General features: G+C 72.9%; 17 protein-coding genes and 1 pseudogene. 14 read left to right on the top strand and 4 right to left on the bottom strand.

Annotated elements, in window-relative coordinates; all coding sequences use genetic code 11:
- Positions 1-349: 349 nt before the first annotated feature.
- Positions 350-697 (top strand): hypothetical protein, encoded by a 348-nt coding sequence (locus ACFVS9_RS13665; protein WP_389931944.1) that lies wholly within the window; start codon positions 350-352, stop codon positions 695-697.
- A gap of 144 nt (positions 698-841) precedes the next feature.
- Here the strand turns inward: ACFVS9_RS13665 and ACFVS9_RS13660 are convergent, their stop codons facing one another.
- The gene (locus ACFVS9_RS13660) at positions 842-1,582 is read right to left on the bottom strand and encodes a hypothetical protein (RefSeq protein WP_389932069.1); all 741 of its coding nucleotides are present in this window, start codon (positions 1,580-1,582) and stop codon (positions 842-844) included.
- Positions 1,583-1,787: 205 nt separating this feature from the next.
- Between ACFVS9_RS13660 and ACFVS9_RS13655 the strand changes: the two genes are divergently transcribed.
- From ACFVS9_RS13655 to ACFVS9_RS13645, 3 genes and pseudogenes are all read left to right on the top strand, one after another.
- Positions 1,788-2,387, top strand: a complete 600-nt coding sequence (locus ACFVS9_RS13655; RefSeq protein WP_389931942.1) for a sugar O-acetyltransferase — start codon at positions 1,788-1,790, stop codon at positions 2,385-2,387.
- Positions 2,388-2,682: 295 nt separating this feature from the next.
- Positions 2,683-3,498, top strand: coding sequence for a phytanoyl-CoA dioxygenase family protein (locus tag ACFVS9_RS13650; protein ID WP_389931940.1), 816 nt, complete (start codon positions 2,683-2,685; stop codon positions 3,496-3,498).
- Positions 3,495-3,983 (top strand): annotated as a pseudogene (locus tag ACFVS9_RS13645) (DUF6309 family protein); the annotation flags it as partial. The gene ACFVS9_RS13650 and the pseudogene ACFVS9_RS13645, both read left to right, overlap by 4 nt.
- A gap of 39 nt (positions 3,984-4,022) precedes the next feature.
- Here the strand turns inward: ACFVS9_RS13645 and ACFVS9_RS13640 are convergent.
- Positions 4,023-4,772 (bottom strand): SDR family oxidoreductase, encoded by a 750-nt coding sequence (locus ACFVS9_RS13640; RefSeq protein WP_389931938.1) that lies wholly within the window; start codon positions 4,770-4,772, stop codon positions 4,023-4,025.
- A 99-nt stretch (positions 4,773-4,871) separates the two neighbouring features.
- Here ACFVS9_RS13640 and ACFVS9_RS13635 point away from each other — a divergent pair, with 99 nt between their 5' ends.
- Entirely contained in the window at positions 4,872-6,206 is a 1,335-nt protein-coding gene (locus ACFVS9_RS13635; RefSeq protein WP_383115200.1) for an aspartate aminotransferase family protein, read from the top strand.
- Between the two features lie 165 nt (positions 6,207-6,371).
- Here the strand turns inward: ACFVS9_RS13635 and ACFVS9_RS13630 are convergent, their stop codons facing one another.
- The gene (locus ACFVS9_RS13630) at positions 6,372-7,034 is read right to left on the bottom strand and encodes a ScbR family autoregulator-binding transcription factor (protein WP_383115201.1); all 663 of its coding nucleotides are present in this window, start codon (positions 7,032-7,034) and stop codon (positions 6,372-6,374) included.
- A 553-nt stretch (positions 7,035-7,587) separates the two neighbouring features.
- On the opposite strand from ACFVS9_RS13630, the gene ACFVS9_RS13625 reads away from it, so the two are divergent.
- Positions 7,588-8,268, top strand: coding sequence for an HAD family hydrolase (locus tag ACFVS9_RS13625; RefSeq protein ID WP_389931935.1), 681 nt, complete (start codon positions 7,588-7,590; stop codon positions 8,266-8,268).
- A gap of 504 nt (positions 8,269-8,772) precedes the next feature.
- Here the strand turns inward: ACFVS9_RS13625 and ACFVS9_RS13620 are convergent.
- Positions 8,773-9,642, bottom strand: coding sequence for a helix-turn-helix domain-containing protein (locus ACFVS9_RS13620; RefSeq protein WP_383115203.1), 870 nt, complete (start codon positions 9,640-9,642; stop codon positions 8,773-8,775).
- 424 nt (positions 9,643-10,066) lie between these two features.
- Here ACFVS9_RS13620 and ACFVS9_RS13615 point away from each other — a divergent pair, with 424 nt between their 5' ends.
- The 8 genes from ACFVS9_RS13615 (at position 10,067) to ACFVS9_RS13580 (ending at position 23,333) form a co-directional block, all read left to right on the top strand.
- A complete protein-coding gene (locus tag ACFVS9_RS13615) occupies positions 10,067-10,297 on the top strand; it encodes a hypothetical protein (protein ID WP_383115204.1) in 231 nt (76 codons plus the stop codon).
- Between the two features lie 70 nt (positions 10,298-10,367).
- Entirely contained in the window at positions 10,368-12,263 is a 1,896-nt protein-coding gene (locus ACFVS9_RS13610; RefSeq protein WP_389931932.1) for a BTAD domain-containing putative transcriptional regulator, read from the top strand.
- A 203-nt stretch (positions 12,264-12,466) separates the two neighbouring features.
- Positions 12,467-14,710, top strand: coding sequence for a TOMM precursor leader peptide-binding protein (locus ACFVS9_RS13605; protein WP_389931930.1), 2,244 nt, complete (start codon positions 12,467-12,469; stop codon positions 14,708-14,710).
- Positions 14,700-16,628 (top strand): TOMM precursor leader peptide-binding protein, encoded by a 1,929-nt coding sequence (locus ACFVS9_RS13600; protein WP_389931928.1) that lies wholly within the window; start codon positions 14,700-14,702, stop codon positions 16,626-16,628. The genes ACFVS9_RS13605 and ACFVS9_RS13600 overlap by 11 nt, the downstream gene beginning before the upstream one ends.
- Before the next feature lie 44 nt (positions 16,629-16,672).
- On the top strand, positions 16,673-18,286 hold the full coding sequence (locus ACFVS9_RS13595) for a nitroreductase family protein (protein ID WP_389931926.1): 1,614 nt from the start codon (positions 16,673-16,675) through the stop codon (positions 18,284-18,286).
- A gap of 12 nt (positions 18,287-18,298) precedes the next feature.
- Positions 18,299-21,070 (top strand): lantibiotic dehydratase, encoded by a 2,772-nt coding sequence (locus ACFVS9_RS13590; protein ID WP_389931924.1) that lies wholly within the window; start codon positions 18,299-18,301, stop codon positions 21,068-21,070.
- A complete protein-coding gene (locus tag ACFVS9_RS13585) occupies positions 21,058-22,197 on the top strand; it encodes a lantibiotic dehydratase C-terminal domain-containing protein (protein ID WP_383115210.1) in 1,140 nt (379 codons plus the stop codon). Before ACFVS9_RS13590 ends, ACFVS9_RS13585 begins: the two co-directional genes overlap by 13 nt.
- The gene (locus tag ACFVS9_RS13580) at positions 22,194-23,333 is read left to right on the top strand and encodes a peptidase M50 (protein ID WP_389931922.1); all 1,140 of its coding nucleotides are present in this window, start codon (positions 22,194-22,196) and stop codon (positions 23,331-23,333) included. The genes ACFVS9_RS13585 and ACFVS9_RS13580 overlap by 4 nt, the downstream gene beginning before the upstream one ends.
- Positions 23,334-23,370 lie beyond the last annotated feature (37 nt).

The following is a 23,370-nucleotide window of genomic DNA, read 5'->3' as shown; positions in this document are numbered from 1 at the left end:
GATGCCCGGGCCACAGGGGCTCGCGGACGCCCGTCGTGGAGGCACGTCCGGCATGAACGGTTGACCCGTGCATCGCGATTGCGAAGCTGACCTCTCATCACGCCCGTGCACGCCGTCGACCTCCGATCCGTCGTCGCTTCCCCCGATGGGCTCTCACATGAGTGGTTCGTAGGCGCAGGGGCCTCGGATTGCTCACGTGACACAGGTCACGTGGGCGGCTCGACGTTTTGCACTTCGCTGGCGCGTACCGGCCAACTTGGTGGCGGGATCCCGCCAGGCACCCATCCGGGTGAACCGCGGGAACGAACCACCCGCGTCCGATCATCTGCCCGCGTTGTCTGGAGAGCCCATGAATCCTGCCCCTACCGCCGCCCTGCGCTGGGCGGCCACCACCGCCGCCGCAGGGGTACTGCTCCTCGCGGCCGCACCCGGCGCGGGTGCGGCGACCACCCGTCAGGCCGCCCCCGTGCAGACGGAACCGACGGGGTACGCCGCCACCGACACACGGTCCACGGCCGGCTCCCGCGCCTGGACCGATGGCGGACGGCTCGGCTCCTATCGCGGAATCCAGGGAGGCAATCTGTGCCTCCTCGCGCGCTGCGCGGTGGGGAATTCCGGACCGGGAGGACATGCCGGCCCGAGCAATACCCAGGGATTCAATCTCTGTCTGCTCTCCGCCTGCACCGTAAGTCCCTGATTAATTCCGCCGTATGCCATTCCGGCGCCCCTGTTCGACGCCGAGCGGCATACGGCGGCCCAGGTCCAGGCCCAGGTTCAGGATCCGGCCACGGTGTCGACACCCCCGTCCTCGCCCGCCGGGAGCCCGCCGGGAGAGGGGGCGTCACACCGTGCCCCTCCAAGGCGCAGGCCTCAGAGCGGCGGCCACACGGGCGAGACGTCCCGTCGGCAGGGCGAAGCGGTTGGCCGGGTTCCGGAAGGAGTGCGCGCCGTCATTGACGGAGAATCCGTAGGCTGCGGCCGTCCAGTGCGCGGGGCCGGGGGCCCCTTGGTCCTCCAGCAGCGCGGAGGCCAGGGCCTCCGGGTCCTCCACTCCGGTCCGTGCGCGCAGCGCCTTCGCCACCCGTCCCGTGGCGTCGTCGGGCACCGCGTCGTCACCGAGCGCCGGAAGCAGGAGCAGCAGGCGTGCGTGACGGTCGTCGGTGGTGTCCGACGGGCGGAGGCTGTCCGAGGCGGCGACGATCTCCGGCCAGGACAGGCCCGGTCCCATGAAGTGACCGTCGTCCCTCGCGAGGACCTCGGCGCGGTCCCAGCCGGGGTGGTGGAGGAGGTAGTCGGTCCCGGGGTCGTCCGCGCACGTGCGGCAGACGACGTGCAGACGGTGATCCCCGGTGAGCGCGAGCGTGAAGACCGGCCATTCGGCCCGCTCGAACAGCCGTCTGTGGAAGGTCTCGGCCGCGTCGTGGTCCGCACCGAACAACAGCTCCTCGGTGTTCTCGCTCCGAGCGCACGAGTGGAGGTGCCCGAGCCAGAACAGGGGCTCGTCCAGGAGCCCGGGCCGGTACGTGAGAGGGCCGCCGTCGTAGCCGGGTATCCGGGCGGGAGACGGGTCCGCGCTGTTCATCACGGAGGACATCATGCACCGTGAAGCCCCGCGCCCCGTACCGGTGCTGGATCGTGCCGCGACCCTTCGGCACCAGCCGCATCCGCACGGCGGGCAGACCGGAATCGGCTGAGAGCATGCGCCTCCGGACCGTACGCTCGGGGCGAGCGGCCGGCCGAGGGCTTCCCTCCGGCGCCCCGGGAAACGGAGATGAGGAGAGCGTCCCATGACAGATGATCACGAGGCGGTGCGGGACCGGATCGCCAAGGGGCTCGTCCACACCGAGTCGGAGGCGGCGTTCCAGGCTCCTCGCCGCCGGACGGACCAGATCTTCGAGTACAACCACACGCCCCCCGGCGAACCGGGAAGACGGCGGTCGCTGCTCGTCGAGATCTTCGGCTCGGTCGGTGAACGCACCGTGCTCCTGCCGCCGTTCCACGCCGGGTTCGGCAGCAACGTGCACATCGGCGACGACTTCTTCGGAAACGTGAACCTGACCTTAGTCGACGACGTGGAGATCCGGATAGGCGACGGCGTCATGATCGCTCCCGGCGTGACGCTGACCACGACGGGACACCCGGTGCATCCCTCGCGCCGGGCGGACTTCGGACGGTTCTCCGAACCGATCGCGATCGAGGACAAGGTGTGGATCGGCAGCAACGCGGTGGTCCTCCACGGCGTGCGCATCGGTTACGGGTCCGTCATCGGCGCCGGCAGCGTCGTGAGCCGCAGCATTCCCCCGATGACCGTCGCGTTCGGGACTCCCTGCCGCGTCGTACGCCCCATCACGGACGAGGACCTCACCACGCGAACGGCTCCTCGGTAGGGCTCGTTCGGGCCAGGGGGCGGAGTCCGTTTCCCGGCTCCCGGACGGCGGCGTGGAGCGGTACGGCCGGCTGCGCGGAACCGGGGCGGCCCGCCCGGCCCGTGGACGGTGACGCGGTCCGCCCGCCGCGACCGCGCCGGTGTGCCGGCCGTGGGCTGCTGGACTCCCGCCCGTCACCTCGCCTTCCACGGACGTACTTTCGGTCATTCGTTCTAATCGATGCGTGAGGAGGTGGAGCGCCGGATAGCTTCCCTCCTGTTCCCCGGCGCCCTGATGAACGCGGGAGGTTTGCTCCATGAGCGACTATGCGGGTTCGGCCGTCGACGCGGCGAGGTTCTCCAGGGACGGGTATCTCGTCCTGCCGGACTTCCTGCCGGCTTCCCTCGTCGCGCGCCTCTCACCGGAAGTGGACCACTGGGTCGGTACCGGGCTGCGGCAACGGTCCATCGACGCCTGCCGTCGGCCCGAGGAGTTCGGCCCGCCCCCGGTGGTCGAGCTGCACATGTCCGCGCACGGCGAACTGGCCGTCCACCCACCGCTGTTGAAGCTGCTGGGCGAACTGCTGGGACCGCACTTCGTCTTTCATCACCTGCACAGCGACCGGCGGCCCGCCGGAGGCAGCGGGAAGAGCTGGCACCACGACTACGAACAGCGGCCCCAGCGTGACCGCACCCACCCGATGATCCACGCCCTGCACTACATAGGCGGCCTCGAACCCGCGATGGGCGGCCTGGCACTGTTACCCGGGTCGCACCGGGAGGTGGCCGAGAAGGACGCACGAGTCCAGCTGGGGACAGCGGTGCTGCCGGGAGAAGTCCTGGTCGACGCCTTACCGCCCCGATCGACCGTGATCCTGCACTCGGCGCTCTTCCACACCCGGCGCGCCGCACCGGGGCCCGTGGAGGGTGCGGGTTTCCGGTACATGATCGATGCTTCGTACTGCCGCACGGGGCCGGGCGTACAGTGGCCGCCCGTCAAGCCCTACTGGCGGCAGGTGCTGGCCGTCGCCCGGGAGCGGGGACTCGCCCGCAGCATGTGGCCGAACCTGTTCGAGGAGCGGCACTTCCGCGCCTACGAGACCGATCACGAGGGTGAAGGACCGCTTGCATGAAGGTTCTGGAGAGCGTCACGTTCACCGCGGTGCTCGGGCATTTCGCGGAGGAGCACCCGCTCGACGGGAGTGACGCGGCGAACTCGAACGACGAGGCGCTGACCCACCTGCACAACGCGGACCTGACCCTGGGCGGCAGCTGGCACCTGGTGGAGCTGGACCGCGCCGAGCTGCTGGGCGTCGTACTTCCCTGGCACCTGGGCGAGGGCGGTGAGCACGAGCTCATCCCGAAGTCGGGGCTCACCCTCGGCGCGGCGTCGGCACGCCTGGCCGCACTGGGCTCGTCGTACGCGGGGACCAACCCCCTGTGCGCGCTCAAACTGGACCGGCAGAAGGCCGGGCCGCCCAGTCCCGTGTTCCTCAGCACCCGTGCCGTGCCGGGGGAGGACTACGAGGGGCTGACGGTCCGGGAAGGCCTGATCCACCTGGACGGGCTGCACCGGATGCTCGCCTGGGAGGGGTGCGGCCGGCTGACCTCCCTGGGCGGTGCCAGGGCGTACGTGGCGGGCCTCGACGTACGCGCGCTACCCGCGGCCGACGTAGGGCATGGCGGCGGGCATGACCAGCACCGACTGGATGTTCACCCCCGCAGGCAGGGCGGCCATCGCGCGGACGGTGTCGACGACGTGCCGCACGTCCATGGTGGGCTCCACCCGCAGTGAACCGTCCGCCTGGAGAACGGCGGGCTGAGGCCGGTCCGCGGGTGTCACGTTCCCGATGTCGATCTGGCCGCAGGAGATGTCGTACCTGCGGCCGTCGAGGGAGAGCGAGCGGGTCAGTCCCGCGACCGCGTGTTTGGCCGCGGTGAAGGCGATCGAGTCCGGTCTCGGCACCTGGGCGGAAGGAGCGCCGTTGTTGATGATCCGGCCGCCGCGCGGGGACTGGTCCTTCATCATCCGGAACGCCGCGCGTGAGCAGAGGAAGGTGCCGGTGGCGATCGAGTCCATGACCCGGTGCCAGTCCTCCGCACCCACGTTCTCGGTGCGGGTGTACGGCATGGTGTCCGCCGCGTTGTTGAAGAGCAGGTCCAGCCGGCCGAAACGATCGGCCACCCCGGCGAACAGCTCGTCGACGGACGCCGGCACGGTGATGTCGGCCGGTAGCGCCACCGCCCGTCCACGTTCCGCGGCCGGGGCGAGCCGGGCGGTCTCCTCCAGTGGCTGCTCCCGGCGGCCCGTCAGCACCACCGTCCACCCGTCGGCCAGCAGGCCCAGTGCGCAGGCCCGGCCGATACCGCTCCCGGCCCCCGTGATGACAGCTGTCCTACCGGCCACTGCGCACACCCCTCTCGCACCGATGCTCTCCGCCGTCCCCTCCGGCGGCCGGCCACCCGAGACTGTCCCCCCGCATCCTCACCAAAACGGGAGCACCCCATGAATGGCGGATTCCAGGCGTTGCACGGTACGGACAGCAGCCGGGCCTGGTTCGAACGGGCGCGGAAGTCGCTGGCGGGCGGCATCAGTTCGTCCTCCAGGCTCACCTCCACGGGCCCGCATCCGTACCCGCTCTACATGCACAGCGGCTCCGGCGCCCGCATCCGGGATGTCGACGGGAACGAGTACATCGACTACCTCATCTCCTACGGAAGCGCGGTACTCGGCCACGCCTCCCCGCTGCTGACGGAAGCCCTCACGGACGTCATCGGGTCCGGAACGATGTTCGGCACCTGCAACGTCCCGGAGGTCGAACTCGCCGAGCAGATCCAGCAGATGGTGCCGTGCGCCGATCTCGTGCGGTTCGCCAACTCGGGCTCGGAGGCGGTACAGGGGGCCGTACGGACCGCTCGCGGGTACACGGGACGGTCACGGATCCTGAAGTTCGAGGGGCACTACCACGGATGGACCGACACCCTCGCGATCTCGAACCGGCCGAGTGAGGCGGAGGCCGGCCCGTACGAGGCTCCTCGCTCCGTGCCGCACTCGCCCGGCATCCCGGCGGGAGTGGTCGACGACGTGATCGTCTGCCCCTGGAACGACGTGAGCGCGTTGCGCGCCGTCCTGGACGCCCACCGGGGCGAGCTGGCGGCCGTCATCTGCGAGCCGATCGTCGCCAACAACGCGTGCACGATGCCCGATCCGGGCTACCTGGACCTGTTGAGGGAGGAGTGCACACGGCGTGACATCGTGCTGATCTTCGATGAAGTGTGCACAGGGTTCCGGACCGGACCGGCGGGCGCCCAGGGCCTGTTCGGGGTCGTGCCCGACATCGCCGTGTACTCCAAGGCCCTGGGGGGCGGGCTGCCGATCGCCGCCTTCGCGGGACGGCGCGAGCTCATGGAACCGGTGGCGGAGGGGCGCGTGAAGCACGGCGGCACCTACAACAGCTCCCCGCTGTGCGCCGTGGCCGCCCTCGTGACACTGCGTACGCTCGCCGACCCCGCCGTCACCAAGCGCATCGACGAGGCGGGACGCCGGGTGATGGAGACGGTCCGGCGGGCGGCCCGTGACCGGGGCATTCCCTGCGCGGTGCAGGGCGTCGGCGCGATGTTCCAGATCGTGTTCACCCCCGACGGTGCGCCGACCCGCGGCTACCGCGACCTGCTGCGCGCGGACCAGACCCGGTACGACACCTTCCGCCACGAACTCCTGAAGCGGGGTGTGCACAGCAACGCGTACGGAATGGCGTGCTGGTTCGTCTCGGCGGCCCTGACCGAGGACGAACTCGCCGCGACCTGCGAGGCCGTGGAGGGGGCGTTCACCGCGCTCTGAGCCGGTCGTGGGTATGCGGTGCGGGCCGGGACGCCGGAGATCCAGGGGACGGGGCGCGCTTCCCGTGGCCACCTCCTGAGTGACGGCGAGGGGAGGCCCGGGCGGGAGCGGACGAGGAACAGGACGACCGCTGCCCGAAGACGGCCGGGTCTCCCCGGCTTCTTCTCATCGCACGCCGGAAGACGCCGGACCCTCCTGGCGGACGGGGGTCCGGAATCGCGCCCGGGCGACCAGGGCTCCCGAATCCGGCTGTGCCTGAAGTGAGTTCAGTACCAGCAGCCACCACCGCTCCAGCCGGTCGGCCCAGTCCCGCGCGCCGGGCACGTCGTCGGCCAGCGCGCACACGCCGAAGAAGGCGCACACGAGGGTCACGGCTGTTCCCGACGGCTGGATGCCCCTCGCGAGCTCGCCCCTCACCCTGGCTTCGGCGAGAAGCCGCGTCACCGCGGGCACCCAGGCGTCGAACGGGGTGGGCACGGCGGCGTCGATGCTGCGGCGTTCCGCCCAGAGCCGCGCACCGGCCCGCGCCACGGTGTCCTCGCTGAGGGCCCGGGCGACGTCGAAACTGAGCGTCACCAGTTTCTCCAGTGGCGGGATTCCGGGTGCCGAATAGGGGATGACGAGTTGCGGCCACGTGGCGAACTGTTCCCGTACGACGGCGAGCGCCAGTTTCTCCTTGCTGGAGTAATGGAAATAGATCGCTCCGCTGGTCCTTCCCGAATGCTCGCTTATGTCGTTGACGCTCGTTCCCGCATAGCCCCGTTCAAGGAATAGGCGGGCCGCGGATTCCAGGAGGACCCTCCGGGTCGCGCGCGCTCTGTCCTGCACTTATGTTTTCCTTTCGATCACATGTTCTGAGGCTGCGCGCGAGTGGTTTGCACCTCCCGACGAAGGGGCGGTCGCGGCGCGCGAAGATTTTATTATTCTTCGACCGGGCGCCGGCCTCGCCCGCATCGCACAATCTGTCGCTTCTGTGCGCGGAAACGTTTCTGGGTGACAGGTGGCGCCCCGTGCCGGATCGCAACCCGATCGGCTCGAACGTGCAGGTGGACGCGGTGACGAGCCGGGGAATCGGGCGCTTTCCGTCGCCGGTTCCGGGTTGGTGATCTTTGTCGGATGCCGTCTGCCGCGGCGTTCCCTCTTGCACTCGAATTGGTGATTGCGGGAGTCGGAGCCGCTAAATTAACGTAACGAGCACGATGTTTTCGGGGTCGACGGGCAAAGTCCGTCGCGGCGCGTACACGGCATGACGAGCCACCTGTCTGTGCGGCTGTAAAGACCGCGACATCGCCGATTGTCACGGGTGGACCGCTATGTCGCCCGTACCCCTCCGCACCCGTGAATCGAACGGGTGACGTAATCGCTGAGAACGGCAGAGACAATGACAGCTCATCACATCCTCGCTTGGTCCCCTTCCGCCATCGTCTTCGACTGTGACGGCACGATCATGGATACGGAACGCCACTGGCAGGAGGCCCGCAACGTCACCTTCCGCTCGTTCGGCCTCAAGCCGCCCGCAGGGTTCGCCGATCGCGCGAAGGGCGTGCACTACGTCGAGTGCGGCGCGCTGATGGCCGAGGAGACCGGGAAGCCCGACCTCGTCGAAGACCTGACCGACGCACTCCTCAGGAACTTCACGGCGCTCGTCGACGAGGACCCGGTGACCATGCCGGGAGCCGCCACGCTGGTCAGACTGGCCGCCCGGCACCGCCCCCTCGCCGTCGCGAGCAACTGCCCCCGGGAGATGGTGGAATCCTGCCTCGACCGCGCCGGCCTGCTCGGATGCTTCGCGCACGTGGTGGTGGCCGGTGAGAACGTACCGCCCAAGCCGGAGCCGGACGTGTACCAGATCGCCGCCAGACTGTGCGGTGTCCCGCCGCGGGAGGCACTCGCGGTCGAGGACTCCCTCACGGGCATGGAGTCGGCCCGCCGCGCCGGACTCCGGGTTCTGGGAACCGGATCACGCCCCGCAGGCACCGAGGTGGACCAGGCCGATCTGTGGGTGGAGAGCCTCGCCGACCCGGAGCTGATGGCCTGGGCCCGCGACCGTATCGGCCTCTAGACACGACAGATCGCCTGTAGGAACGAGCCGCGCGGATCATGCGCGACCGCCACGTGCGCCGTTGGCCGGGTGCTGCCGCCGACCGGCCCCACGGCCCCGGTGCCCGTGGCGTGATCGTCGTGGTCCAGGGGCTCCACGGTGAGGACATCGCCGGGCCCTTGAGGCCGAGGGCAGGCGCCGAGAGGCACGGAAGTGCCTCTCGGCGCCTCCCGGCGACTCCGCGCCATGACGGTCGCGGGGCGCGTCGCCTCCGGGCCGCGTCCTGCGACCGCCGTACGGCCTCGCGCACCGCGGACACGCGCCCGCTCGAAGCCCCGTGCCGCGTGCGGACGTTCGAGCACCCTGCCGGACCGTCTTCTCCTCCGGGCGGGCGGCGGACGGTGTCGTGCGTCCGGAGTGCTGTCGCCTCACGGATGTGCGTTCAGGGGCCCTGGAAGAATGCGGGGGACGACGTGTCGGACGAGTTCCGGCCCCGGCCGGACGGCGGTGGTTCCGCCGGACGCCTTACGACTTCGGCCCGCCCGTGCGCAGGTAGCCCTGCTGGGCCGCGTGGACACCCGCCTGGAAGCGGCTGCGCGCGTCAAGGTGTCCGAGCAGGCCCGTGGCGATGCGTCGGGCGGTGCGGGGGGAGACGCCGAGCCGTTTGGCTATGGCCTCGTCCGTGTACCCGCGCGCCAGGAGCCGCAGGGTCTCCTGCTGCTGCCGCGTCAGCGCCTCGTCCTCGTGCCTCTCCTCCCGGCCCAGCGGCTCCGCCCGGTCCCACACGCTCTCGAACAGCGCCTCCAGGGCGGCGATCAGCCCCCGCCCGCTCACCACCAGAGCGCCCAGCGAGGAGTCCTGGTCGTCCAGGGCCACCAGAGCCAGCCGGTGGTCGGCGATGATCATGCGGGTGCTGAGCGACGGTGCGGTGCGGATCTCGGCGCCCAGCGAGGCCAGCCAGGTGACGTGGGCCACCGTGGGAGCGTGGTTGCGGATGCTGTCCAGATAGACCGTGCGCATGCGTACCCCGCGCCCCAGCAGCCTCTGGTTGAGCGGACGTGAGGCGCGCACGTTCTCCTCGGTCTGCGCACCACCCGTGGCGAAGGTCTGGATCTCCTCCGACACCTCGTCGTGCAGCCGGTCCAGGTAGTCCCGTACGTGGTCCACGCCGTTCAGGTGCACCACCGGCGACTCGCCCGAGAGGGGGTCCGAGGCCGGCAGCCGGCTGAGCAGGTCGGCCACCGCAGCCTCTCCCGCCCGCACCTGCTGCTCGCGCGTGGCCAGGTCGGCCCGCTGCCGGGCCAGCAGCATCTCCAGGCCGAGCCGCGGATTGACCACATGAACGCGCCGGGGGCCGCCCCCCGCGGCCGGACGGACCAGTGAAAGATCCGTCAACTTCTTGATTACATCGTTGAACTGAGCCAATGTCATACTCAACCGGGAACAGTGCTCAGTCGTGGTCGCGTGCGGATGGCCGAGCAGTGCGCGGTACACGGCCTCCGCCGCGGCGTCCAGACCCAAGGGGCCGAGCATCGTCCCTCCTCGCCAGGAGACGGGCGCCTCCGCGTGGTTATTTCCGCAGGGCGCGATGGATTCTCTTCGACTCTCCGGTGACGCTCCGGCAAAGATCATGACACGGGCGCGCGCCTTCGGGCAGAGGGCCTTTCGCCCCCGCACGGCCGCCGGCCCGGGAGGCGGCTGGACGGAAGGGGCCATGGCCTCATCGGTCCACCGGTCTGACCTTCACCGTTGCATCACTTCATACAAAACTCGCCATGCTGTAGACCGCTTCCCACAGACAGTTGGAAGGGCTCCCCACGTGACTCGCCTCCACCGCACCTCCTGTCCGAGACTCGGAATCCTCGCCGTCGCCGGGTTCGCCGTCGGGGCCCTCGCCGTTCCGGCCCACGCGGCTGCCGGGCCCGCGACCGTGGCTCCCGCCGTCGCCGCTTCCTCCGCGATCACCCTGCCCGGCGGGCTTCCCGGGCAGATCCGGCCCCCCGTTCCCCCCGTCCCCGAGCGGGGCCCTCACGACTTCGGCTGGCAGTAGGCCAGGACGGTTCGTCATCCGTGCGGCCCGAGGAGGCCGAGGCGAGGTACGTGAGGGAAGGCGGTCGAGAGTGCGATTCCAACTGCTCGGGCCATTGAGCATCACCGACGGGCGGGACATCGTGGTACTCCCGCCCTCCAAGCCGACCGCGCTGCTGGCCGCGCTGCTCATCCGCCCCGGCTCCGTGGTCTCCACCGAGCACCTGCGCGACGTCGTCTGGGGCGAGGACCAGCCCGCCACCGCCAAGGCCGCGCTGCAGAGCTGTGTGCTCCGGCTGCGCCGGATCTTCGCGAAGTACGGCATCGAGGACCAGGCGGTGGTCGCGGTGGCCGGCGGGTACCGCATGAGCGCCGGCCCCGAGACGCTCGACCTGCTGCACTTCCGCCAACTCGTGGAAAGCGCAGGGACGTCGGGCGACGACTCCGGTCTCTACACGCTGCGCCGGGCGCTGGCCCTGTGGCAGGGCCCGCTGCTCGCCAACGTCCCCTCCGACCTGCTGCACCGTGACGAGGTGCCACGCCTCGCCGAGGAGCGGCTGCGGGTGCTCGAGCGGGTCTGCGACATCGAGCTGGAACACGGCCGCTGCCGCGAAACGCTCGTTGATCTTTGGGAGGTTACGCGCGTATACCCGGGCCATGAACGGTTCGCGGAGCAGCTCATGCTGGCCCTGTACCGCACCGGCCGGCAGACGGAGGCGCTGGCGGAGTACCGCCGGGTCAAGACGTATCTGCGGGACGAGCTCGGTGTCGACCCGCGCGCCGGACTCCAGCGGCTCGAACTGGCCATTCTGCGCGGCGACGACCTCGGTGGTCCGGCCGCCGGCCGCGCATCCGTCACGCTCGCACCGCTTCCGGACGCCGGGCCCGGCGGTCCCGCGTCCGAGGACGGACCGGCACCGGGTGCCGAGGACACGGCCCCCGGCAGCGGATGGCCCGACGAGGCGACGGCGGGTACCGCGCCGCTGCCCACCGTGCCCTGTTTCACCGGACGTGCACGCGAAGTGGCCTCGCTGGTCGCGTTACTGACGGCTGATCAGGAATCGGGGCGCGCGCCCGTCGCGGTGCTCTCCGGGGCACCGGGCATCGGCAAGACCGCCCTCGCCCTGCACACCGCCCACACGGTGGCCGCCCACTACCCCGGCGGCTGCGTCCTGCTCCCGCTGACGCGCCCCGACGGCACCGCCCTGCCGGTGCGCGAGGCCACCGAGCGGCTGCGCCGGTCGCTGCCCCCGCCGGCCACCGGGCGCGGCCGGACCCTGCTGATCCTGGACGATGTCGTCCACCCCGACCAGGTACGCGCGTTGCTGACCGCCAACGCGGGCGGCGCCGCGATCGTCACCAGCCGGATGGGGCTCGCCGCACTCGTCGCCACGCACGGCGGCCTCGTGCACCGCCTGGGCGCCATGGAGCCGGGGGAGTCCTACGACCTGCTCACCGCCGTGCTGGGCCGTGAACGGGTCGAGGCCGAACCCGCGGCCGCCCATCTGCTGGCCACCGTGTGCGGGCGCCACCCGCTGGCCCTGCGCATCGCCGCCGCCCGGCTGCTCACCCGGCCCCGGCTGCCCCTGGCCGACTGCGCGGACTGGCTGCGCCGCGACCTTCCGGGCCGGCTCACCCTGGCGGACGACCCCCGCATGTCGGTGCCACTCACCCTCGACGAGGCGCTGGAGCGGCTTCCCCCGGCGCTGGCCGAGGCGCATCTGCGGCTGGGCGCCACCGCCCCCGACCCGCTGACGACCGGCCGGGCCGCCGACGCCCTCGGCATACCGGAGGAGACGGCGGAGGAGGTGATGGAGCGGCTCCTCGACGCGGGCCTGCTGGAGGAGGGACGGCCCGGGGCCTTCTGGATGCACGACCTGCTCCGTGCGCACGCCCGCCGCGCGACAGCGCCCCGTCCCGGACACGCGTCTGCCCTGTTGAGGCCGCCCCGGCGCGAGGAGATCCCCTCCGCTGCCGCTCTGCGCTGACCCGGACCGTCCTGCACGGCAGCCACCCCCGCGCGACCGCCACGCGCCACTCGACGCACCACGAGCGCCACCCGTAACACCCGCACCACCCGTAACGCCCCGTCAGGCCCGAGACCCGCGCGCCCGGCACGACAACCGAACAGGCAGCAGGCCCAGACCCCGGGCCGCCGATCCCGCCCCCGAACAAGAGGTGTGACGCACGCATGGCAACAACGCCGTACGCAGAGACCGCCGGAACCCGGCCGCGAGTCCGTCGCGACGTCCTGTTCACGGAGACCCCCAACGGGGTGATCTTCCACAACGCGGACGGGGGGTTCCAGCTCACCGCCAGGTCCGGCTACCGGTTCGCCACCCTCCTCGTGCCGCACCTGGACGGCAGCAGATCCGTCGAGGAGATCTGTCAGGGGTTCGGGGAACGGCAGAAGGCGATGGTGGGCGAACTCGTCGCCGCGCTCTACGCGCGTGGCTTCGCCCGCCCGGTGCCGCCGCCGGAGGACGGGGACACCGACGCCCCCGCCGCCTCCCCGGCCGCCACCGTCCGGTTCGCCGAGCAGATCGCCTACATCGACCACTACGCGGACGACGCCGCCGCCCGGTTCGCCCGGTACCGCGCCACCCGCGTCGCCGTACTCGGCGACGGCCCGGTGGCCCGGTGGTGCGTGCTGTCACTGATCCGCAACGGCTGCGCCACCGTGGCCTTCGACCCCGCCCTCCTGGACGGTTCCGGCGGCGTCACGCCCGAGGAGTTCGCGACCGTCCACCGCGAGGCCGCCGAACTCGCCGACCAGGACTGCCCGGTGGAGCTGGCGATGCTGCCGGACGCCGGGCCCGCGCCCGCGGGCTGGGCGGCGTACGAGGGGTACGACATCGTCGTGGCCGCCGCCGGAGCCGACGCCCCCGCGGCCGTCCTCGCCCTGCTGCGGGAGGGCGTCCCCGAGGGCCGCACGCTGCTGCCCGCGTGGACCTTCGGGCCCCGTGCCGTGGTCGGGCCGGTGATGACGGACGGTTCGACGGGCTGCTGGTCCTGCGCGGCACTGCGCCTCGGCGCCTCCGGCGGCACCGGTGACGCGGCGGCCGCCGACCTGTGGAGCGGCCTCGCCCTGGGCACCGGAACCTCCGGCGCCCAGCCCGCCGGACCACTCGCCGCCATGCTGGGCAACCTGCTGGGCTACGAGGTCTTCCGCCTGGTCACCGAAGCGCTCCCCGCCGAGACCCGGGGCAAGCTGCTCATCCAGGACATGGCCACCTTCGACGTCGCCTCGGAACCGCTGCTGCCGCACCCCCGCTGCCCGTTCTGCGCCACCGCCGCGGAGACCCCGGAGCCGGTCGACCTGTCCTCGGCCCCGGCCCGCCCGGCGTTCCTGCCGACCGTGGCCACCGCGCCGGACGACGACGCCGCCCAGGGCCCGCTGGCCGAGCTGGAGCGCCGCTCCGCGCTGGTACGCCCGCACGCCGGGGTCTTCACCCGCTACGCCGACGAGCCGCTCACCCAGACCCCGCTGAAGGCCGGCTCGGTCACCCTCGGTCTGGGCCCGCGCGGCCCGCGCACCGTCACCGCCTTCGACGTCCACCACACCGCCGGAGCCCGGCTGCGCGCACTCGGCGCGGCGGCGGCCGTCTACGCCGAGCACGTGGTGCCCGCCGCGCCCGCCCCGGACGACACGGTGCCCGCCGTGGACCCGGCGGCCCTCACCACCGCCTCGGGCACCGGCGTCCGTACCCACTTCGTCTGGACCCCGGCCACCTCGCTCGTCACCAAGGAACAGGCCCGGGTGCCCGCGGGAGCCGTGCGCCCCTTCGGCCCCGACAACGCCGACCGGAGCTTCGAGCCCACCCGGGCCGGCGCGGGCGCCGGGGCCGACCTGCCGGAGGCCGCCGCCTGCGGACTGCTGTCCGCGCTCGCCCACGACGCCCTGGGGCGGGCCGTCCGGCAGACCGGGGAGACGGCCGTGATCCCGCACGCGTCGCTCGGCGAGGACCCGGAGATGACGTTCCTGCTCCGATCCGCCGCCCACCTGGGACTGGAGGTCGAACTGCTCGACCTCGGAGAGCAGGCCCGCTCCGGCGCCCATGTCGTACTGGCCCGGACCGCCGGACCCGCCCGCTGGGCCGTCGGCGCCGCCCTGGACCGTGCGGGCGCCGCCGTGGACGCCGTACGGGACCTGCTCGGTGAGGCGCAGTACGCCGCCGACACCGACGGGGGAGCCGGGTCCGCCCCCGACACGGGCGACCCCCTCCTGCGCGACCTCGACGCGTCCCTGATCGCGGTCACCCACGGCGAGCCCGCCCCGCCCGGCCCCGCGACCGACTGGGCCCGTGTCCTGGACCGCCTGCGCGCTGCCGGCCGGGACGCGCTGGTCGTGCCCACCCACGGGGCCGACCTGCCCACCGCCGGCATCCACACCGTGCGCGTCCTGCTCACCCGGGCGGTCACCGATGCGGGCTGAGCCCATCGAGCGCCCCCGGGCGACCGCACCCGCCGGGAACACCGCGCGGTCCGCGTCCGCGCGCCGGTTCGACGGGGCCCTGCGCGCCGCCCTCGCCGAGGTCGCCCCCACCACCGTCCCCGCCGTGACGGTGACCCCGCTGGGCGACCGTGACGCCTACGACGCGGCCGGCACCCCGTCCGCGTACCGGGGCGCCGTTCCGGTCCACCTGTACGGACGTCAGGTGCTGGTCGGCCCCTGGCCCGCCGAGGACGGCGCCACCGGGTGCGGCACCTGCCTGGAGCGGCGCTGGCAGGGCGTGCGCTCGGTGCCGCTGCGCGAAGGGCTCGAACTCGGCGGCGGCACCCGGCCGGTGGGCGACTGGCCCTACGCCACCCCGTTCGCCGCGACCGCCGTCGCGGCGCTCCTGACCTGCCTCGACGACGCGGAGCCCACCCCGGGCCCCTACCCGAGGGTGCACCTCCTGGACCTGGACGCGATGACCGTGCGCAGCCATCCCCTGGTGCCCGACCCCGAGTGCCCCGACTGCGCGGCACCCGCACCGGACACCGCGGAGGGCGCCGCCTACGCCCCCCGGCCCGCGCCCAAGTACCGGCCCGGCGCCTTCCGGGTGCGCCGGATCGAGGACTACCGGCTGCCCGTGGACGCCTTCGCCAACCCGCACTGGGGCGCCCTCGGCCCGTCCGTCGTCTGCGACGTCGCCTCCACCACCACCTCCGCCACCGTCGGCTGCTTCTCCACCCGGTCCGGGGAGTACCTCCGCGAGACCTTCTGGGGCGGCCACGCGGGCACCTACGCGCACAGCCAGCGCATCGGCGTCCTGGAAGGGCTGGAGCGCTACGCCGGGATGCGCGCCCGCGCCAGGACGACCCGGCTCACCGCCTCGCTGGACAGTCTCGGCCCCGATGCCGTCGATCCCCGCGAAACCGGTCTGTACTCCGAGGAGTTCCACCGCGCGAACCCCCGCGTGCGCCCCTTCACCCCGGACCGGGAGATCCCCTGGGTGTGGGGCTGGTCGCTGCGCGACGCCAGACCCCGCCCCGTGCCCGAGATCCTGGCCTACTACCACGCGCCCGGCCTGGAGAACCGCTTCGTCCAGGAGAGCTCCAACGGCTGTGCCTCGGGAGGCAGCACGGAGGAGGCGGTCTACTTCGGGCTGATGGAGGCAGTCGAGCGGGACGCCTTCCTGCTCGCCTGGTACGGGCAGGTCCCGCTGCGCGAGATCGACCCCGCGACCAGCACCCGTCCCGCCACCCGCCACATGGTGGACCGGCTCGCCATGTACGGCTACCGGGCCCGCTTCTTCGACAACCGGATCAGCTTCCCGGTCCCCGTCGTCACCGCGGTCGCCGAGCGGTTCGACGGGGGACTGGGCCGCATGTGCTTCGGCGCGGGCGCCGGGCTCGACCCGGAATCGGCCCTGGACTCCGCGCTCTGCGAGATCGCCACCGACTCGGTGAACCTGGTCGGCCGCACGCGGCGCGACGAGCCCCGGCTGCGCGCCATGGCCGCCGACTTCGACCAGGTCACCACGCTGCACGACCACCCGCTGGTCTACGGCGTCCCGGAGATGGGGCGGCACGCCGACTTCCTGCTGCGGCAGCGGGACCCCAGACCGCTGCTCTCCGTCGCCGACCTGGTGTGGCCCGACACCGACGGCTCCCCGGCCGCCCCCGACCTGCGCGAGGACCTGCTGCGCGCGGTGGGCGCCGTCACCGCCGCCGGCTACGACGTCGTCGTGGTCGACCAGACCCTGCCCGAGCAGCGCGCCGTCGGCCTGCACACCGTGAAGGTCCTGGTGCCCGGCCTCGTGCCCATCGACTTCGGCTGGTCACGGCAGCGCGCCCGCCGCATGCCCCGCATGCGCACCGTCCTGGGCGCCGAGGGCCTCAACCCGGCCCCGCACCCCTTCCCGTGACGGCCCGTCCGTACCGCACGCCCATCCGAAAGGGGGCCGACCCCATGGGGTACGCCCACGAGTACGCCGACGCCGTCCTGCACCGGGGCCGCGTCCCGATGGATCCCGCCGACTTCGTCCCCAACTGGCCCGACGGGCCCCGCAAGGGCAAGTTCTACCCCGGCGTCGAGTCCTACGCCCTGCCCGACGGCGACGGTCTCCCCGACGCCCCCGCGGGCCGGGGCCTGCTCCCCGGCGCGCCCGTCCCGGGCCCCGTCACGCCCGGCCCGGAGGGCTTCACGCTGCCGCTGCTCTCCGCCATGCTCAAGGACTCCTACGGGCTGACCGGCCGCCGCCTCGGCATCCAGGCCAACAGCGACCTGTCCGGCCTGCCCTTCTACACCCACGCCAACTGGTCCCGTGGCACGGCGGGCGGCGGGGGCCTCTACCCGGTCAGCATCTACTGGGCCGCCGGTCCCTCCGGCCCGCTCACCCCCGGCGTCCACTACTACGACATCCACCGGCACGCCGTGCAGCGGCTGCTGACCGGGGACGTCTCGGCCCGGATCCGCGACGCGCTCGGGCCCGACGCCCCCGCAGAGGCCCTGGAGACCGACCAGTACCTGATCCTGGGCGTCAAGTACTGGCAGAACTCCTTCAAGTACAACAGCTTCTCCTACCACGTCGTCTCCACCGACCTGGGCACGCTCGTGCAGACCTGGCGGATCTGGGCGGGTGCCAGGGGGCTGCGGACCGCGCCGGTGCTGTGGTTCGACGAGCCCAGGCTGAACGGCCTGCTCGGCACCGCGGGCGAGGAGGAGGCCGTCTTCGCCGTCGTCCCGCTGCGCTGGGCGGACCGGCCTTCCCCCGCGACCGCGGCAGGCGCCCCCGGTCCCGACCCGTCCGTACGCCACCGTGACGTCGAACGGTCCCGGACCGTACTGGACTTCCCGACGGTGCGCGCCATGCACACCGCGACCACCGCCCACGCCGCCGACCGCCCCGCACCCGGCGCCCTCGCAGCGGCCGCCGCCCTGCCCGTGCCCGCGGGCGGCACCCGTGTCGCTCTGCCCGCCCCGGCCTTCCCCGACGTGCCCGTGCGCGCGACGCTGCGCGGACGGCGCAGCAGCTTCGGCCGGTTCGACGCCGCCCGGCCCCTCGACCCGGCCCAGCTCTCGGCCGTCCTCGCGGCCTGCGCCGCGACCTCGCTGGAGAGCGACGCGGACCCGGACGGTGCCGTCCGGCAGGCCCGGCTCCACGTCTTCGTCAGCCATGTGCGGGGCATCGAGCCCGGCGCCTACACCTACGACCCGGACGCGGGCGAACTCCGGCTCGTCGAGGCGGGCCCCCAGGGGGCGTTCCTCCAGGAGAACTACTTCCTGGCCAACTACAACCTGGAGCAGGCGGGCGCCGTCCTCGTACCGACCGTCCGCACCGACGCGGTCCTCGACGCGGTCGGGGACCGCGGCTACCGGCTCGCCGTCGGCACGGCGGGCGCCGTGGCCCAGACGTTCTACGTCGCCGCCGCCGCCCTCGGGATCGGCGCCGGGGTGGCGCTGGGCTTCGACAACATCTCCTTCGTCGAGAAGCTCGGACTCGGAGACGAGGCCCCGCTGCTGATCATGCCGCTCGGCAACGAACGGCCACGGCCCGCAGACTTCCGCCACGAGATCGCCTGACGGGAAGACCTGATGACTCTCATGACGTCCGACACCACCTCCCGCGACACCACCCGGTGGGAGCCCGGCCGCCGCTTCGTGCTCCGTGCCGCCGGGCTCCCGGTGGAAACGGTCCACGGGCTGCGCTGCCCCGGTACCCGGCGCTGGGCCGACGCGGTCCTGGCCCGGGAGGACCGCCTCGCCCGCGACGGCGCCGCGCTCAGCGACCTGCTGCACGGGCTGGTCCCGGCCGCCGACGCGCTGGGCGGCAGCGCCCGCCGGTCCCTGCTCGCCCTGCGCCGCCAGGTGTTCAACAACCGCCTACCCGCCGACCCTTCGGCCGCCGTGCACCTGGTCGCCGGCCTCGACGAGGCCGCGGGCCTGGCCACGGCGGCCTGGCTCGCCGACCGGGCCGGTCACGGCGGACTGCTGGAGGAGGGGGCGGACGTACTGGCCGGCGAACTGCGCGCCGCCCGGCACGCGTTGCGCAAGGCGCTGTCGCACGAACGGCTGCGCAAAGGGCTGTTGCTGGCCTCGCCCGCCCTCGACGGCCGGATCGACGGCTACCTCGGCGACGCGAGCGCCGAACCCGGCGGCCGGATGAGGAAGATCGAGCGGTCGGCGCTCACCTACCTCTACCGCACCGCGTGCAAGACCAGCCCGTTCTCCACCCTCACCGCCGTGGCGGCCGGCACCTTCGACGGCGACCCGGCCGACGACACCGCGGCCCTGCGCGTCGGCGAGGAGTGGACCAGCCACGTCCGGCTCAACGTCGTCGCGCTCGGCCGGATCGCCGACCTGATCCTGGCCGACCCGGTCCGCCGCCAGGACCTGCCCGTCGTCCTCTCCCCGGGCTGGGGCCGCGACGCGGACCGCGTCCGCTACGTGCGGCAGTGGGTGACCGCCGGGGACGACAGCGCGGCCGTCACCTTCGACGCCGTACGCGACCGGCTGTTCTACCTGCGCACCAGCGGCACCCTGGAACGCCTGCTCGCCCTCTTCGGCAGGCGCGACGGGCTGCGCCACCGCGACCTGGTCGACTGGCTCCAGGCCGAGCACGGCGCCGACCGGGACGAGTGCGAGCGGTACGCCACCGCCCTGCTCCAGCTCGGAATGGTCCGGGTGCCGGGCCTGCGCACCGACGTGCACAGCCCCGATCCGCTGCGCTCCTTCCAGGACGCCCTGCGCGCCCTCGGGTCCGCCTGGGCCGGCACCGTCGCCGACGGCCTGGACGGCCCGGCCGCCTGCCTCGCCGCGTACCCGGCCGCCGACGTGCCCGCCCGACGGGCACTCCTGGGCAGGCTGCGCGCAGGACTCCTGGACGTCCAGAAGGAACTGGGCGCCGCCGAACCGGCGCTGCCCCAGACCCTGTTGTACGAGGACGTCAGCGCCGGAGACGACCTGGTCTGCCCGCCGGGCATCCTCTCGGGGGCGACCGGGCGGGCCCTGCGGACGGTCGAGGGCATCCTGCCCCTGTTCGACATCACCCTGCCGCAGCGCATCACCCTGCGCGGCTTCTTCACCGCCCGCCACGGACGCGGGGGGCGCTGCGACGACCTGCTGGGCCTGGTGCACGACTTCCACGAGGACTTCTTCGACCAGTACATCTCCTTCACCTCCAAGCGCACCGCCTTCGACCAGGACGGCACGTACGTCCCGGAGGAGAACTGGCTGGGCCAGAGCGCGCTGCGGACCCTGGACGACGCCCGCCGGGCCTTCGTGGCGGGGATGCGGGAGCTGTGGGAGAAGGAGGGAGCGGCGGACGAGATACGGCTGCCGGACGGCTTCCTGACCTCGGTCGCGGACCGTGTCGGCCCGCTGGCCGCCGACTTCACCCCGCAGAGCCACCACCTCCAGGTGTCCGCTCCCGCCACGGGGGAGCAGGACGGCCCGTCGGTGGTCCTCAACCGTTCGTACGGCGGACTCGCCTTCCCCTTCAGCCGCTTCACCCACGTGTACGACACGACCGGCGGCCCCGAGGAGCCGGGTCTCTCCGCCCGGCTGCGGGAGGAACTGCGCGAACGCCAGCCGGTGGGAGCGGTGTTCGCGGAGCTGACCGGCGGCCAGATATCGAGCAACCTCAACCTCCACGGCCGCATGACGGACTATCAGATCGTCTGCCCCGGCGAGACCTCCACCGTCCCCGAGGCGGACCGGCTCCACCTGGACGACCTCAGCCTCGTCCACGACGAGGCGGCAGACCGCCTGGTCCTGCGCTCACGGCGGCTGGACCGGGAGGTCATCCCCGTCTATCTCGGCTACCTCGTCCCGGTCGCCCTGCCGGAGATACCCCGCACCCTGCTCCTCCTCTCGCCCAGCACCATGACGCCGACCGAGGTCTGGGGCGGCGTCCCGGAGAGCCCCGCCGTGGACGGCGTCACCCGCAGACCCCGGGTGGCCCACGGCGGCGTCGTGATCAGCCGCCGCAGCTGGACGGCGGACGCCGCCGCGCTCCCCGTCCGCGCCCCGGGGACGGACGAGGCGCGGTGGTACCTGGAGTGGCAGCGCTGGCGCCGGTCGCACGGGCTGCCCGACCAGGTCTTCGCCACGGCCCTCGCGGCCGGCCGCCGCGCCCCCGGCGCCAAGCCCCTGTACGTCGACTTCGACAGCCCCCTGTCCCTGACCGCGTTCGACGCGCTGGTGGACCGGGCGCCGGGCAGCTCCGTGATCCTGCGCGAGATGCTCCCCGGCGAGGACGCACTGCACCTGGCCTCCGCACAGGGCCGGCACGTGGCCGAACTGGCCGTAGAGACCTTCACCTCCCGCCCCTCCCGCACCGAGGACGGCCCCACATGCCGGAACTGACCTCCCCCCGCACCACTCCCGACGGCCCGGCCACGCAGCCGGGGGAGTGGATGGCGCTGCACGTCTTCTACGCCGCCAGCCCCCAGCCGATGCTGGTCAAGTGCGTCCGCCCGCTCGTGGACGAACTGACGGCCGAGGGACTGCTCGCGGGCCACTTCTTCATCAACTACTGGCTGGAGGGCCCGCACGTCCGCCTCCGGCTGCGCCCCTCCCGCGCCGAGGCCGCCCCCGAGGTCAGACGCCGGGCGGAGGAGGCGCTCACCGGATTCCTGCGCACCCGCCCCGCCCTGTACGAGGTCGACTCCGGGTTCCTGAAGGACTTCTACAACGCCCTGTTCGACATCGAGTTCCCCGGGGAGGACCGGGCCCGCTACATGGGCCCGGACGGCCGGATGAACCTGCGGCCGAACAACTCCTTCGCCTACGAGCCCTACGCCCCGGAGTACGCCAAGTACGGCGGCCCCGCCGGGGTCGAGCTCGCCGAATGGCACTTCCGGCACTCCAGCGACCTGGTCATCGACGCCTTCCGCACCATGAACCTGCACCTGCGGACCGTGCTGCTCGGCACCTCCGCGCAGCTGATGATGGTGATGGCCGGCTGCTTCCTGCCCGAGGAGGACCGGCTCGCGGACTACCTGGACAGCTACTACGCCTTCTGGCACCGGGCCTTCCCCGGCACCGGCTTCATCGGCTCCAAGGAGTACGAGACCACCTACGCCCGGATGGCGCCCCAGCTGGGCCACCGGTTCGCCGAGATCCGGGCAGCCGTCGGGAGTGGCGAACTGGGCCGGCTGCCGGGCTTCCTGCGGGGCTGGGCGGAGCACTGCCTCGAACTGCGCGCCCGCGTCGAGGACCTCACCACCCGGGGCGATCTGGTCTTCCCCGTCTGGGACGGCCCCGCCCGGGAGGACACCGGCCAGGAGCGCGGCGAGCCCGCGGACGCGGCGCCGCTGGAACCGGTCACCCACGTGCCCGCCGTACTGCCCCGGCTGCTGTCGCCGTACATGCACATGACCAACAACCGGCTCCACGTCACGATCCGCGACGAGGCCTACCTCTCCTTCATGCTCGGCCAGGTACTGAGGGAGCAGGACCCCGCGGGCGCCCCGAAGGCGGCCGGCACATGAGCACCGCCCCCGACAGCGAGGCCCCCGCCTCCACCCCGTCCCGCGGCGCGGTCCGGGCCTACCGGCCCGCGCTGCGGGACGGGGTCAGGATCGGCCCGCCGCTCCTGCGCGGCCCCCGTACCGTGCACCTCGTCCGGCACCCCGTCACCGGCGCAGTCTTCGAGGTCGGACCCAAGGAACACTTCGTCCTCTCCCGGTTCGACGGCACCAGGACCCTGGACGACCTGGCCCCCGAGTACGCCGCCCGCTTCGGCCGCCGCCTCGCCGAGGGGAGCTGGAACGGCCTCCTCGGCCTCCTCGGAGCCCGTGGCCTGCTGGACGGCGCCCCCGACCCGCCGCTGCCGGAGCCGGCCCCGGGCCGCGCCAACACGCTCTGGCGCGGAACCCGCCGCATGGTCGCCGACGCGGACGCGACCACCGCCCGTCTCCACCGGGTCCTGCGCCCCCTGCTGCACCGGGCGGTCCAGCTCCCGCTGCTCGCCGCGGCCCTCGCCCTCGTACCGGTGCTCGCCCTGCACACCGGCGAACTCGTCGACGGGGCCGCCGAACTGGTCCGGCAGCCCGTCGTCCTCGCGGCCGCCGCGCTGTTCCTCTGGTTCAGCATCACCCTCCACGAACTGGCCCACGGCGTCGCCGCCCAGCACTACGGCGGCCACGTCGCCGAGATCGGGCTGCGCTGGCGATTCCCGGCCGCGATGCTGTACTGCACCGTCGACGACTACCTCTTCATCACCGGCCGCCGCGCCAAACTCGTGATCGCCGGGGCGGGCGCCTACCTCAACCTGCTCCTGCTGCTGCCGTTCGCGATCCGCTGGTACACGCTCCCCGAGGACGAACCGGCCCGCGCCCTGCTCGCCGGACTCCTGCTGCTCGGCGCCGTCCAGGCGCTCAGCAACCTCGTCCCACTGCCCCCGCTCGACGGCTACCGCATGCTCGGCCACCTCCTGGGCACCGCCCACCTCGCCCCCGAGACCCGCGCCTACCTCTCGCTGCGCCGGACCGGCGCCGCGGCCGTCGCCGCCTACCCCCGCCGCGCCCGGCTGATCCACACGGCGTACGGCGCCGGGGCGGTCCTCCTGCTCCTCCTCGCCGTGGCCGGAACCTGCACAGTGGCGCTTCTGCTGCTGCTTGGGTGACCTGACGGCGTGATCATCATCCCCCGACCGAAGGAAC

The organism is Streptomyces sp. NPDC058008 (assembly GCF_042886395.1).
Lineage (GTDB): Bacteria > Actinomycetota > Actinomycetes > Streptomycetales > Streptomycetaceae > Streptomyces.
Note: the sequence above shows the minus strand (reverse complement) of the source record. Positions and strands in the feature narration are given on the sequence as shown.